At 57.8% G+C, this 12,918-nt stretch carries 9 protein-coding genes; 5 read left to right on the top strand and 4 right to left on the bottom strand.

The window, feature by feature from the left end; translation table 11 throughout:
• Window positions 1-31 precede the first annotated feature (31 nt).
• The 3 genes from ACG2LG_RS19580 to ACG2LG_RS19570 form a co-directional block, all read right to left on the bottom strand.
• The gene (locus tag ACG2LG_RS19580; protein ID WP_396261886.1) at window positions 32-316 is read right to left on the bottom strand and encodes a hypothetical protein; all 285 of its coding nucleotides are present in this window, start codon (window positions 314-316) and stop codon (window positions 32-34) included.
• The gene (locus ACG2LG_RS19575) at window positions 313-693 is read right to left on the bottom strand and encodes a helix-turn-helix domain-containing protein (RefSeq protein WP_396261884.1); all 381 of its coding nucleotides are present in this window, start codon (window positions 691-693) and stop codon (window positions 313-315) included. Before ACG2LG_RS19575 ends, ACG2LG_RS19580 begins: the two co-directional genes overlap by 4 nt.
• 293 nt (window positions 694-986) lie before the next feature.
• Window positions 987-3,728: a LamG-like jellyroll fold domain-containing protein gene (locus ACG2LG_RS19570; protein ID WP_396261882.1), complete on the bottom strand. Its 2,742-nt coding sequence runs from the start codon at window positions 3,726-3,728 to the stop codon at window positions 987-989.
• Between the two features lie 566 nt (window positions 3,729-4,294).
• Here ACG2LG_RS19570 and ACG2LG_RS19565 point away from each other — a divergent pair.
• Genes ACG2LG_RS19565 through ACG2LG_RS19550 form a run of 4 tightly spaced genes read left to right on the top strand, consistent with a single transcriptional unit; the run spans window position 4,295 to window position 6,921 of the window.
• Window positions 4,295-4,465 (top strand): hypothetical protein, encoded by a 171-nt coding sequence (locus ACG2LG_RS19565; protein ID WP_396261880.1) that lies wholly within the window; start codon window positions 4,295-4,297, stop codon window positions 4,463-4,465.
• Window positions 4,462-4,977 (top strand): DUF2924 domain-containing protein, encoded by a 516-nt coding sequence (locus ACG2LG_RS19560; protein WP_396261878.1) that lies wholly within the window; start codon window positions 4,462-4,464, stop codon window positions 4,975-4,977. The genes ACG2LG_RS19565 and ACG2LG_RS19560 overlap by 4 nt, the downstream gene beginning before the upstream one ends.
• Complete coding sequence (locus ACG2LG_RS19555) at window positions 4,974-6,536, top strand: recombinase family protein (protein WP_396261876.1); 1,563 nt, start codon at window positions 4,974-4,976, stop codon at window positions 6,534-6,536. Before ACG2LG_RS19560 ends, ACG2LG_RS19555 begins: the two co-directional genes overlap by 4 nt.
• Complete coding sequence (locus ACG2LG_RS19550) at window positions 6,514-6,921, top strand: hypothetical protein (RefSeq protein WP_396261874.1); 408 nt, start codon at window positions 6,514-6,516, stop codon at window positions 6,919-6,921. Before ACG2LG_RS19555 ends, ACG2LG_RS19550 begins: the two co-directional genes overlap by 23 nt.
• 14 nt (window positions 6,922-6,935) lie before the next feature.
• Here ACG2LG_RS19550 and ACG2LG_RS19545 read toward each other — a convergent pair whose 3' ends face one another.
• Entirely contained in the window at window positions 6,936-11,594 is a 4,659-nt protein-coding gene (locus tag ACG2LG_RS19545) for a choice-of-anchor D domain-containing protein (RefSeq protein WP_396261872.1), read from the bottom strand.
• Window positions 11,595-12,082: 488 nt separating this feature from the next.
• Here ACG2LG_RS19545 and ACG2LG_RS19540 point away from each other — a divergent pair, with 488 nt between their 5' ends.
• Window positions 12,083-12,676: a hypothetical protein gene (locus ACG2LG_RS19540; RefSeq protein WP_396261870.1), complete on the top strand. Its 594-nt coding sequence runs from the start codon at window positions 12,083-12,085 to the stop codon at window positions 12,674-12,676.
• Window positions 12,677-12,918: the final 242 nt, after the last annotated feature.

Below are 12,918 nucleotides of genomic sequence, written 5' to 3'. Positions count from 1 at the left end.
AATCGCCGAGGGTGCTCAAAAGCCGCTGATCTCATCTCTCACCGAGATCGAGCCCCCCATCGGCGAATCGCCGCCGCGAGTATGAGAAATGCGGGTTAACGGTGAAAGCAGCGTAGCCGAGCACCCCAGCCGGGAGCTTGTCGTAGTCCTCAGGGATGCCCCACTTCAGGTCGGAGAACAGTTCGATCTTGATGGGCTCGGGCCGCTCGGGCATCAGCCCAAGCTCCTCGAGTTCGGCCAAGGCACGACGCTCGATGCGCTTGTCGGGAATGAATTCGGTTTTGAGAAAGGGGCCTGGATCTCGATTGGTCCTCATTGTTTCTGATTTCGTTGATGGGCTCTCACGGCCTCGACGATCTGTTCCGGGCTCATGCCCTTCTCCTTCACCTCGTCGAGCACCTGCCGGAAGGCGAAGGCGTACTGGACGTTCATTTCGACCAATTCGCCGAGCTCGCGCGCAGCCGCGCGCTGGTCGTGGCTGTTGAGGTCCGCGACGTCGGTGCCGAGGGCCTTGGCGATTTTCTCGAGCATCTCGTCGGACGGGAACCGACGGCTATTCTCGATGTCGGACAGGAAGGCTGCGGAAACCGGGGTATTGGTTTCCGGATCCTTGAGGACCTCACCGAGGTCCCGAAGGGACATTCTTTTCTGCTGGCGCAGCTCGCGGATGCGCTGCCCGAGGGTCCGTTTCATTGTGCGTGTGTCTGTTGTGGACCGGAACGCGAGAAGGCAATACATGGTAGGTTAACTGTTGATGCTGAGGGGTTTCTGGCTCGCGTGCCGGCGGGGTGGTGTGTGTCTTGGTTGTGGCTTGAGGCCGGGCCTCAGGGGGAAAATAAAGGGTTCTTAACCGTTGTCAAGCTCTGGGAACGTCGGCTGATGCCTGCCTGTTCCTAGGAGCGCCTGGGCCAGTTTCTGCAGCCTCGCCGCATGGGATCACGCCTCGGCTAGCCAGCGGTCATAAGCCTCCACCGAGCCATAGCCAATCACTCCGCCAGTTCGGCCCGAACACGCATCATCCCCGACTCATTCGCCACCGGGTCGACCGCCCGCAGAATCAACGTTCCGTCACCCTCTGTCCTCGAAATACGCTCCTCCGGCACAGTCGACCAAATGCTTCCGTCGCGTGACTCCTCTACCCAGTAGTCGACCCCAACGAGATCGGCTCGGAGCGCGTGCTTATACTCGAAAAACCTGTCCTCCGGCGTCTGGCCGCTAATCGCCAGGCTAGCACCGCCACTAACATCGGCCACGCCGGGATCAGTTCCTTCGAGAAACTCTAAAAGGTTCACGCGGCCGTCCATGTCAGGATCCTCCTCTGGTCCCCGCAAACTCAACGGGATGGATCCAAATGCGTCGCCCTGCCAAGCTGCATACGAGCCCTCCGGGTTAACCTTCGCCACACTGAGCCCTTGCGAGCCTCCCTCAGTGTCCAGAATCGAAATGGAATACGAGCCATCAACCACTGCTCCGAGGACCGTCTCTCCTTGCTCCGTCACGAAACTAAAGGAGCCATCCGCCGCAACCGCAACCACCTCGCTGATGGTTCCCTCATTCGTCGTGATGACAACGTGCGCAAATCCATCTGACCCGCCGGCAACCCATGCATCCTGCATCTGACGAAGTGCCAGAAGATTCACCTCACGCTGGAACAGCCCTGCCGAACTGTCATGTGACCCACTAGGGGACGCTGCTAATGCCTGTCCCGAGATCGGCAGGTCATACGCCGACTCATAGAGCAAATCCACCTGAATGTTGTCCCCCGTCGACGAAAATGCTCCCGAAAGAACATACTCGGGAAGACCAAGGACTATCCATGGACCTTCGACCACAAAAGTGCCGTCCTCACTCACGGCCACGTCCCTCCAAGTCTTGATTCCTCCTCCAAAAGGCTCGAGCATGATAAATGCTTTGCCATTATCCATGCCGAGTACACTAAATCGCCCACCATCCGACAAATCGCCGCGATAGTTTCCTATGATCGTACCTCTCGGGCTCCGGATAATATCGAATACGAGTTCAGCATCGACCTCCAACGCAGCATCACTGAATATATATACTGAATTAATATTCGACCAGAAATCCACCGGCTGAAGGCCAACTTGCTGCTTTATTAGCAAGATATAGTTATTCCCGGGAGCAAGCCTATGCACCTCCCCCTGCGGGACAAGAATCCGGTGCTCGATTGGCCAAAAAAAGTTGTAGTGAACAAATTCAATATCCGAGATCAAGCTATTTCCTTGGTCACGCATTTCGATAAGCATTCCAAGCTGCAGGGGCTCCCATTCAGGCGCAAACATCGTTCCTTCAATGGTGCCTAAGAGGGGAATATCCAAGCCACGAAGTTGGATATCTGGGTGCATTATGAAGGGATAAAACTTAGGGTCACCCGCCGAAAGTGCGGCATTCACAAATTTGACGGCTGCCGTGATGAATAGGTCGTAGAAAAGCGGAATGCCATTGATATCGATCAAATCGCTAACCAGATCCGATACCATCTCTTCAGTCGCGAAACCGAGCGCCTCCTCCAACAATTGATCTGGATAATCAAATCCTCCCCGCGGACCCTGATAAACAATACACTCCTCATTCTCGTAAACGACTTCCGTTCCCGTGACATGAGGGCTGCTGAGAGACCATCCGCCAGTTTGCCCGCCGTTGATCGCCCGAATTCGCACTTCATAGGGGGTAAAGGATGCCAGCCCCGAAAGCTGTATGCTTGTCGTAGCAGGACTCGCTCCTATCCATGCTTCGTCGCCGAGGGCCCGATACTCCAGTTCGTAGGCTAGACCTGCGGTCGACCTACCGGGGTCATCAGGAAATGTCGCCCCCCACGTGAAACTGAGCGAATTAGAGGTGAGCTGTGTCAGAAGAATGTTGGTAATGTTTGGCGGAGATGGAGCGCCAATGCCAGTTGCAACCATCGAGTCGATTTCCGAACTGCTAAGCGCCCTCTTGAAGACGATAAGATCATCCATGGATCCGACGAACTCCGTGCCAGTATACGATGGCTGGTAACCGATGTAGATCGGGACGGTCGGATCTTGCTGGCCATAGGAGTCAACATCTTCGAGGTTGACCGATCCCAAATTCGCGTTTGTGACACTGCCGTCGAGCACGCCGTCTACCCATATTTCAACGGTGTTCCCTCTTCGCACGCCAGCCACATGGTGCCACCTCCCATCCCGAATGTTGGTTGCGCCGTGCGTAATTGTGAGCGTTTCGTTGCCGCCTCCTGGTCTCATTCCAAAAAAGGGCGTGCCTTCCTGGCTCCTTCCTCCGAACTGGATCCAAGTGGCCCCCCCAACTCCTGGTGCAAGAAGGTTGCTGGCCATGAAGAGGTGGGCGGACGTTGTCTCAACATGGCGATTGTCGATCGAAACCGCTCTTCCAGCTGAAGCCTTCCAAGACTGGTCAAATGGGAGTCCGAGCGCTGGATCCTGACGCGCCTCCACATAAAGCTGCTTGGTAACTACGGATTGCAAACTGGAGGACCAGCGCGCGATAGTATCGACCGCGAAGGTGAACCGCCTCCGGCCATTTGGTAGTTCAGTGTAATCGGAAGAAAATCCCGAGAACCCTCCTTCGTCGTCCATAAGGCGGACACGAATCGCGTTGTCGTCCGTTTCTACGATGAAATCGAAAGTGCCTGTGATTGTGGATCCTGCGGGGGGATTGAGCATCTCGACGGCGCTCCCGGAAGACGCCTCAACCTCGGTTGGATTCACAGGATCTGATGATGTGTCGCGTAACGGCCACTTTACCCAGCACGCCACGGTGTAGTCACTCGATTGAGGAGAGAAATACGAACGCGGGGTCATCGTGAGGTAGCCCTGTTGCCCATCGAGGTCGATGAAGCCGTTTCCAGCCTCGGATCGAAGAGTAGGGCTTCCGTGACTCGTGACTGCCAAGAGCTCAGACCCTGTTGCATTGAGATTCCCTTCAAACGCGAGGTGCGCGATAGGTCCGCTCTGCGAGAATGCGGAGAAGGTCGTCCAGCCTAGCGCTGTCATGCAGCAGAGCAGCTTTGCGACCCCTCGTTGGATCCCGAGTTGAGGTGCGGTAGATATAAAACAACGCCCTTTTTCCATGGGAGTTTAATGGCACAGAGCTTCGACCCACGTGTCAAGCGCGCGGGAGTGTCGTTTTTTGACGGACGTTGCGCAGCGTCTCTTGTTCCTCCCGGCTGGTTCGGAGCAATTGGGTTCCGGGGGTATTCCGTTGGTGCGGCCGTAGGAATGACGAATTGCATCGGGTAGGGCCAGACCATGGATCGCCTTCGCATGGGAAGGGCATGACCCGAGCCCTCGATCCCGCCGAACTCACCCCCGACCAGCGCCGCGCCGAGATCGCCGAAATTCTCGCCCGGGGCGTGCTTCGCGCCCTCAAAGATCCCCCGGAGAAAGACCTTGAGGTGCTCCCGGAGTCGAGCGCTCATGCGGACCAGAGAGCAGAGAGTTCATGAGTGCGAAGAAGGATGCCGAAGTCGCCCGCCAGATCGCCGAACTGGCCAAAATGAGCGTGGCGGAAATGCAGGCCCGGTTCCTCGAGGTCTGGGGCGAGCCGACCACCAACCGGAACCGGACGCAGCTCCGTCGCAGGATCGCCTGGAAGATCCAGGAGATTGCTTACGGGGGGCTTTCCCAGGAGGCGCTGAAGCGCGCCGAGGAACTGGCCGATATCCGCTTCCTCCGGATGCGGGTGCCTCGCGGGTTCAAGATGCCGGACGAGGGCGGCGGAACCACGGTGACGAAGCCATTCACCCCGTCCGCCCCGCCCGCGGAACTCCTGCCCGGCACGGTGCTGACCCGCGAATACCAGGGCCGCACCCTGGTCGTGATGGTCCTCGACAAGGGGTTTGAGTTCGAGGGGCAGCGCTACCGCAGCCTCACCGCCATCGCCCAGGCCGTCACCGGTTCCCACTGGAACGGCCGGAAATTCTTTGGGCTCGGACCCGCCAAATCGAGGAAGCCATGACCACCGCATCACCATCACGCCACCGGAAGAAGAAGCTCCCCGCCGGGCTGAAGCCGATCCGCTGTGCGATCTACACCCGGAAATCCACCGAGGAAGGGCTGGAGCAGGAATTCAATTCCCTCGACGCCCAGCGCGAAGCCGCCGAGGCGTTCATCGCGAGTCAAAAGCACGAGGGCTGGGTGGCGCTCAAAGAACGCTACGACGACGGAGGCTTCTCGGGAGCCACGCTCGAACGCCCCGCAGTGCAGCGTCTCATGGCGGACGTAGCAGCGGGTAAGGTCGACTGCATCGTGGTCTACAAGGTGGACCGGCTCTCCCGCAGCCTCCTTGATTTTGCCCGGGCGATGGAAGTCCTCGACCGCCACGGCTGCTCGTTCGTGTCGGTAACGCAGCAGTTCAACACGACCCACTCGATGGGCCGGCTCACGCTCAACATCCTCCTCTCCTTCGCTCAGTTCGAGCGCGAGATCATCTCCGAGCGAACCAGCGACAAGATGAGCGCCGCCCGGCGCAAGGGGAAGTGGGTCGGCGGGCGGGTGATGCTCGGCTACGACCTGGCGCCCGAACGCGGGAAACTCGTCGTCAACGAGGATGAGGCGAAGCAGGTGCGGCGGATCTTCCGGCTGTTCCTGGAACGAGGCTCGCTAATGCCGACCGTGCAAGAACTCAACCGCCGCGGATGGGCTCGCAAGACGTGGGTGAGCAAGCGCGGGAAAGCATGCGGGGGGAAACCGTGGGACAACTCGAACCTTCGCAGGATGCTCACCAACCCGGCCTACATCGGAATGGTCACCTACAAGGGCGAAACCTTTCCAGCCAACCATGAGGCGATCGTCGACCGGGAGACATGGGGTGCCGTGCAGGCGCTGCTCACCCGCAACCGTCGCGACCGCGGAACCTCCATCCGCAACAAGCACGGGGCCCTCCTCCGGGGGCTCCTCTGGTGCGGGTCGTGCGGCGTGGCCATGCACCACACCTACACCAAGAAAGGAGAGGGCAGGCTCTACCGCTACTACGTCTGCCACCACGCCCTGAAACGCGGACGCGGCTGCTGCCCGACGAAGTCCGTGCCGGCCGGGGAGATTGAGCGGTTCGTGGTCGATCAGATCCGGAGTATCGGACGTGACCCCGCCCTGGTTGCCGACGTGGCCGCACGTGCGCGCGAGCAAGCGGAGGCGAACAAACAGGACCTGCTCGAAGAGGAAGCAACCCTGCGCCACACCCTGCGCGACGCGGCGCGGAAGGTGGCCGAGTGCGTTGGTGGGGCCGACGCCCCGCGCCGCCTGGCCGACCTGCAGGACCGAATCCAAGCCGGGGAGAACCGGCTGGCTGAGATTGCCGATGCCCTGGCTGGTGCTGGCCCCGAGGTGACCGCCGAGACCGTCAAGGCCGCGCTCGCAACCTTCGATGGGGCTTGGGACGCCATGCCCGTCACCGACCAATGCCGACTCCTCGCCCTCCTAATAGAGCGGGTCACCTACGACGGCGAGACCATCGCCACCACCTTCCGGGAGAACGGATTCAACGACGACTTCCATGAGCAGCGGGCCGACCATTGAGACGAAGATCCAGTTCAGGCGGGTCCGGGACGGATGCAAGAAGCTGGAGGAAGCGCCGGCCACCCCGCCGCCTGAGCCTCCGAAGCCGGTTCCCCGCGAGGCGCGCCTGATGGCGCTGGCCATCCACTTCGACCGGCTGATTCGGGAGGGGGCAGTGGAGAGCTACTCGGAAATCGCCCGGCTGACGGGGGCCTGTCCAGCGTGGATCACCGAGATCATGAAGCTCGCGGACCTTCCGGTTCCGGAGCAGGAGGCGCTCCTAGTCGAGGGATTGGACCGCGGGTCGAACCCTGGGTCTGCCCCAGTGCACACAGCCCACCATGACCTCGCTGCACCTTCCGATGCTCTGGCGAAGGTTGCCTTTAAACCCCGTTCCGAGGAATAATCTCCTCCCGCCGATCAATTCTCAGCGCCGGACGCACAACTATGAAAAACGCTGCTGACCTCGCTGGGAGTTAACGGACGACCCCAAAGCGCCGCCTGATCAATCCTTCCTCGGAACCAAAGCATGTCATAGCAGTCGTTGAAATCCTTCCAGCCCGCACCGAGGCCGGTGTGGTGTGAGCCGGCCCCGATCCACAGGGCGTCCTTCGTAGTGCCCGAGCCTGCTTCGACCCCATCAAGATACAGTGTCACTGAACCTCCGTCCTTCACGTAGCCAACGTGGTGCCATTCCGAAAGGGAGAGCGCTTGGGTTCCCGTCACGGTCAGCCAGTCGTTTCCGTCGCTCTGCGCCTGCTGGACCTCCAGCACGTTCTCGGCGGTTACATTGAAGGCGAGACCGGACTTCGTAGCACCGGAACCCGAGAACTGCAGACTGAACACACACTGGGCCTGATCGATCCTGTCCAGATTCACCCAAGCGAAGAATGAATGACTGTTCAGTTCGAACGCAGCCTGATCCCCGAAGTCCACATACTCGTCGGCATCAAAATTCGCCGCATTCCCGGCGACCCCCGAGCCGTCGTAGCTTGCGGTTGCAGCAACCGCATCAAATGGCCCGATGCTGTCGTCACCACTGCCGTCGAAATCCCATTTAGCAACCAATCCCTCTACGATCGACAGCCGCGCAAATAGCCTCGTTCCGGAAGCGCTGTCGATCGCTGTCGCTTCGAGGAGCCGAGCCCCGGACCTTTCCCCAATTTGTTGCGTCACAAACGACACAGAACGCCCATCAACCAAGTCGCTCCCGGCGGACCATGTCACCAAGTCCCCGGACCACTGGATCGACTCTTTCACAAGGCCCGCAGAAACACTCTTCCAATAGCGCAGTTTGAGCTGCTGGCCAGGCTCCAATGGAAGAACCGTCACCATAGGCTCAAAATCTTTCTGTAGAGGTGACGAACCACGAAAAAACTCCAGTTCGTTAATGCAGCCATCCCTGTCTGGATCCGCGTACTTCGCACCGTCACCGTATGGATCTAGGCTCTGCCGTCTCGCCCAGTCAAAGTAGGTCTCTAGAATGCCATAACCCGAACAGGCTATCGACTCGTCCCCTGTAGTTGCATCGCTATCGACTACAATCTCTCCTTGAAACGCCACAGCCTCGCCGGGTCGAAACGTAACGTAAAGATCTTTGCTGGCGCCAGGTTGGATAATACCACTCCAATCCTCCCCAACGAAACCAGTAGGATACTGGATCCCCGTAACTGTGAGCACAGCGTCCCCGATGTTGCTTATTCTCAGGGTGCCAGACGACACGCCCCCAGTCAAAACGGGTCCAAAGGCCAAATCTCCCCCAAGCTGAATAGCCGGCGTTGTTCCCTCTACCACAACAGCAACACACCCGATCTCTCCTGATCCGTATGCAGCATCGCTCTGCACAGAAATGGTCTCGCTATAGGGTCCAGCCGCTGTAGCAGTGAATACGACCATGATCTGCTGAGATTCACCTTCGTTAAGAAGCCCGGACCATTGTGGTCCGGTGAGACCCTGAGGGTAAGTAATCCCAGTCACCAGTATCGGTCTACTTCCACTATTCCCAAATGAAAACCAACGCTCAGCAGAAGCCCCAACAAACACATTACCAAAATCAATTGCCGACCCCCCGGTCCATACCCAGATGGCTGACTCACCGGGGGGAGCAGCCCCGTTGCCATAGATCGTACCGGTATTATTGCCCCAATTATAGTCGCATATTACTGTGATCTCGGCTGTATGCCACCCAATGTCGCTAGGAGTAAAAGTGACATCAGCGAACGCGCTCTCCCCTATCGGAATAACCCCGCTCCAATCGCCGCTGAACCCTCCAGGGTATCCATTGTACGGTTCGAGGAGCAATCCTGTTACTGTCAACGGCGCGTTGCCGCGGTTCATGATTTCAACCTGCACCGTCGTCGACTCACCCAGCGCTACGCTGCCGGCATCCGTGTCCCGGACGCGCAAATAGACTAGGAGCCCCACTCCGGAACAGGATATACTAGCAGTTCCTTCAACGTGATCACCAACCACCACAATGTCTCCTAAATGCGCACCCTTGGTCACGGGGGAAAACGTGATCGGCACGTCCTGGCTGGTCCCAGGAGGAATCGTTCCTGACCACACCGCTGAAAAGCCATCCGGGCAAAGAACTTCGGTAACTGTCAGCGGCGAGTTCCCGGTGTTCGCGATATTCAGTGTTCGGACCGAGGACTCCCCGATCCTCACGTCCCCAAACGCCAGATCGCCGGTCAGCACGATCGAAGACCCAAGTCCGGTGCCGGAACAGCCCACGCTCGTCACGCCTCCACTGGCGTCGCTCACTGCAGCCAAGGCCTGATTCTGCAATCCGATCGTCTGCGGCTCAAAACGGAGCAACAGCTCAATCGATTCACCGGAACCGATCGTCAGCGGCAAAACAGGCTCACCCACTAGACCGGCCACAAAATCCAGAGGCACCGTAACTCCATGCAGCACCACGGGATCCCTCCCTTGGTTACGGATTTCGAAGGTGCATTCCGCACTGCTACCGACAGGGACGTCTCCGAAATCGGGAGATCCCGACATCAGGTGGAATGACAGGATTCGATCCGGTGCACTTCCATTGCCCGAACACCCGATCGTCGCATCGCCGCCCGTCGCATCCGAAACGACTTCAATCAGCCCCGAATAAAGCTTCGCCTCGGCAGGAGCGAACGTCACCATCACTTGTTGGCTTCCTCCCGCGGGAACCGTTCCCGACCACGCTGCAATGAAGCCCTCGGGACAAGCGATGCTCGTCACTTCAAGCGGAGAATTCCCCAGGTTGGAGATCGTGAAACTCGACTCAAGAACTGACCCAGCCCCAAGATCTCCAAAGGCCAAGTCCCCTTGAAGGGAGATAACGCGGGTCTGGGCAATCCCAGTGCCGGAACAATCAAGGTTGTTCGCCGGAATCGGACTGTCCGAAACCACGACAATTGTGCCGGCATACTCCTGCGCGGATTCAGGCGAGAAGGTGATCACCACCTCCTGACTATCCCCGGGGCGCAGCGTTCCGCTCCAGTCGCCGCTGAAACCCGGCGGACAGATCAGCCCGCTTACCACCAGTGGGGAGGTCCCCACGTTGGTGATCGTCAACGTTCCCTCAAGAGACGAGCCGACGATCGTATCGGCGAAAGCTAGGTCGCCGGACAAGCGAATGTTGATCGGATGAAACTCGAACGGACCGATATCCGGCAGGGCATTGCCGTCCAAGGTTCCGTCAATGGGCCGGGCGACACTGTAATAGTCCTCTCCCGCCCCTTCGTCAGATCCCGCATCGATGCAGATCGACCCCGGAAGGAGCCCGAATTCATCCATTTGTAGATCGCCTTGTAGGTTGCCGGAACAACCTGTGAGAGCATTCACCTCGGCAGCCGTGTTAGCAATGATTGCAAACCAGTCCGGCCCCCTCATGATCGACGAAGAGCCAGGGAACACATTGTTGCGCAAGACGGGTGACGAGGAATCCCGCCTCCAGAAGTATTGGCCGATTATGTTGTTTGCGACCAGAAGGGTTGAGTCTTGCCCTGTCGCAACCCATAGTGCCTTGTTGTGACGGAAGATCGGAGATCCTGACACAGATTCAAATTCATAAGCCACAAGGTTGTTTTCAAAAACCCCATCGCTGTGCCAGTATAAAACCCAATCCATGGAGCTTCGATTTACGCGCACAGTCGAATTGCTTTGAAAGTGCAGATCAGCTCCACCATGAACTATTTGGTCATCATGATTATAGTTATTCTCTAATCTGCATTCTGTCAAAACTACTGCAGATGCATCCGTATAGACAGATCCTCCGAATTGCGCCCTGTTTCCATCAAATTTTGAGTTTTCAATAACTATATTGCTCGATGATGAAATTGCCACTCCACCTCCATAAGAATCGGGGATCTCACTTTCTGGACAACTGTTACCGCTAAAAATACAATCGAGAAGGCGAACTTCCAGACACTCCCACATATTTACGGCCCCTCCACCGCATCCGGAATTCTGAGAAAAAGAGCATCTATTAATTATTCCTGTAGCGTTATCCAACCCAATTCCTCCCCCGTGTGACCAATCGTCACCCAATCTATATGTTGTGTTTTCAGAAAAAACCGTATCTGTTATCTCCACGCTTCCTCCCAATGCAGCAAATCCACCGCCCCATCTAGCCGAATTATTCAAAAAAGCGCAAGATGTGATGGCCACTTCTGAGTCTTCCGCACACATCCCGCCCCCACTAATTGGGTATCCGTCGGTTGAATATGAATTGTTATTTTGAAATGTGGTATTGATTGCTGTGAAGATCCCATTTGAGAAGAATACGCCCGCGACCTTGCCTCCCTTGTCTTCATCGCCGTTATCCTCGATCCAGCATTGGGACAACCGGAGATCTGATTCGGTCGAGTAGATTCCTCGGGCACAACTTCTCACCCGACAGTTATTCATCAAAATGTTGGTGGAGCAGAAGATTCCGACTCCCCAGTTCGCATTTTCAAAAACCACCCAATTGAGGTTCACTGTTTGGGAAACATCCTGGAATTGGAGCAACCGGTCGAAGTCCGTGGTTTCTCCCCGAAGTGGGCCCGAGGTAAACGTGATTGGTGCCGCCTGTTCGCCCATCGTTACAAGCATGCCCCTGATGTGGAGACTGGGCCAATCCCCGGACCCGACCACCCCATCGGCAAAGGACAGGGTATCCCCGGCAGAAACAGTCAGCGTGTCTCCTACCTCGATCCACACGTCATCGTGGACCGCATAGGCTCCGGCAGCCCCCGTCACCACCCCATCTGAGTTTGCCACCAGGTCATCCATTGACCACTGCACCCCCGTGCCCGGTGAAATGTAATCCGCCCCCTGCGCGGCGCTTAGGAACGCCGCGAAGGCAACAACTACCGGCCTCCATTGAGGGCACCGGGGTCGGACGTGGGACCTCCACATGACCTGATCGGAGCGACGGTAGGTGATTCGGCCCGGGTTTGGAAGGCTTCGTTTGCCCAGCTTTCCAGAGGGGTTCTTCTGGAGGGCTAGTCAGCTGGCGCTTGCCGCTACGAGTTTCGCTCAGCTTTCGCTCGCATCGGGCCGCGCTACTTGCTGAGATGCGGTCGTTCAAATCCCTCGTCATGGAAGATCGACGCACACTCGATGCGCTTCTGCAGGAAAAGGCGCAGATGCGCGAGGAGATCATGCTGCTTCAGCGCACACAGGGCCAGCTCGTCGCGGCGATCATGACCATCCTTGCGGGCTTTGCCGGCGTTTACTGGTCGGAGAACGTCTTCAATGATCCCTCCATCCGGATGAATGTCCTGATTCTTCTCAGCCAGATTGGAGTTTTCCTGCTCTTCGGATGGTTCCTGCTGCACAGCAACATGGCGTTTCACGCCCGGCACCTTCGTTCTGTCGAGGGTGCCATTTCCGACGAATGTGGACCTCGCGTCATACTCTGGGAAAGCAGTGAAGCCAACAGGCAGCTATGGGGCAAGACCAGTTCATTCCTCATCGCTCTCGTGTTCATGTGCATCATGGGGGTGGGTTTGTGCCTGTATTTTGTGGTCGGTGCCCTGAGGGAATTCGGCAGCCCCGTATGGAAGGTGGTCTACACGATCGAGGGCCTGCTGGCCTTGATTTGCTTCGTGCAGATTCTCCGTGAATCCAAGCCGGCAAAGTCCTCTGGCGAGCGCATGTTCGGGGGCATGGGTGAGGATCCGCAGGAGTAGCATCGTCAGTGGCCACTCAGGATCGGGATGCATCCGGGCACCGAACAAAATCCCTTGTTCAGTAACTCGGCTTTCTAACGGAGAGGCCAGAGAGGCGGAAGAGGGCCAATTCTGGCTGCTGGAGAGTCCGCTCCGGAGAGTCTTTGTGAACAGGCCAGAGTTCGGCGGGCTGAATCCCTTTGGTTTCAGGGGAATCCGGGCCGCCCGAGGAACTACTGCGGGCCCTCCCAAGTTCGGGACAA

Origin of the sequence: Haloferula sp. A504 (assembly GCF_044385805.1) — a bacterium.
Classification (GTDB): Bacteria; Verrucomicrobiota; Verrucomicrobiia; order Verrucomicrobiales; family Akkermansiaceae; genus Haloferula.
This window is presented reverse-complemented; position numbering and strand designations above follow the sequence as displayed.

Coding starts and splice junctions, on each gene's coding strand:
- ACG2LG_RS19555 (WP_396261876.1), top strand. CDS start 4,974: ATGACCACCGCATCACCATCACGCCACCGGAAGAAGAAGCTCCCCGCC.
- ACG2LG_RS19575 (WP_396261884.1), bottom strand. CDS start 693: ATGAAACGGACCCTCGGGCAGCGCATCCGCGAGCTGCGCCAGCAGAAA.
- ACG2LG_RS19550 (WP_396261874.1), top strand. CDS start 6,514: ATGAGCAGCGGGCCGACCATTGAGACGAAGATCCAGTTCAGGCGGGTC.
- ACG2LG_RS19540 (WP_396261870.1), top strand. CDS start 12,083: ATGGAAGATCGACGCACACTCGATGCGCTTCTGCAGGAAAAGGCGCAG.
- ACG2LG_RS19565 (WP_396261880.1), top strand. CDS start 4,295: ATGACCCGAGCCCTCGATCCCGCCGAACTCACCCCCGACCAGCGCCGC.
- ACG2LG_RS19545 (WP_396261872.1), bottom strand. CDS start 11,594: ATGCTTGTAACGATGGGCGAACAGGCGGCACCAATCACGTTTACCTCG.
- ACG2LG_RS19560 (WP_396261878.1), top strand. CDS start 4,462: ATGAGTGCGAAGAAGGATGCCGAAGTCGCCCGCCAGATCGCCGAACTG.
- ACG2LG_RS19580 (WP_396261886.1), bottom strand. CDS start 316: ATGAGGACCAATCGAGATCCAGGCCCCTTTCTCAAAACCGAATTCATT.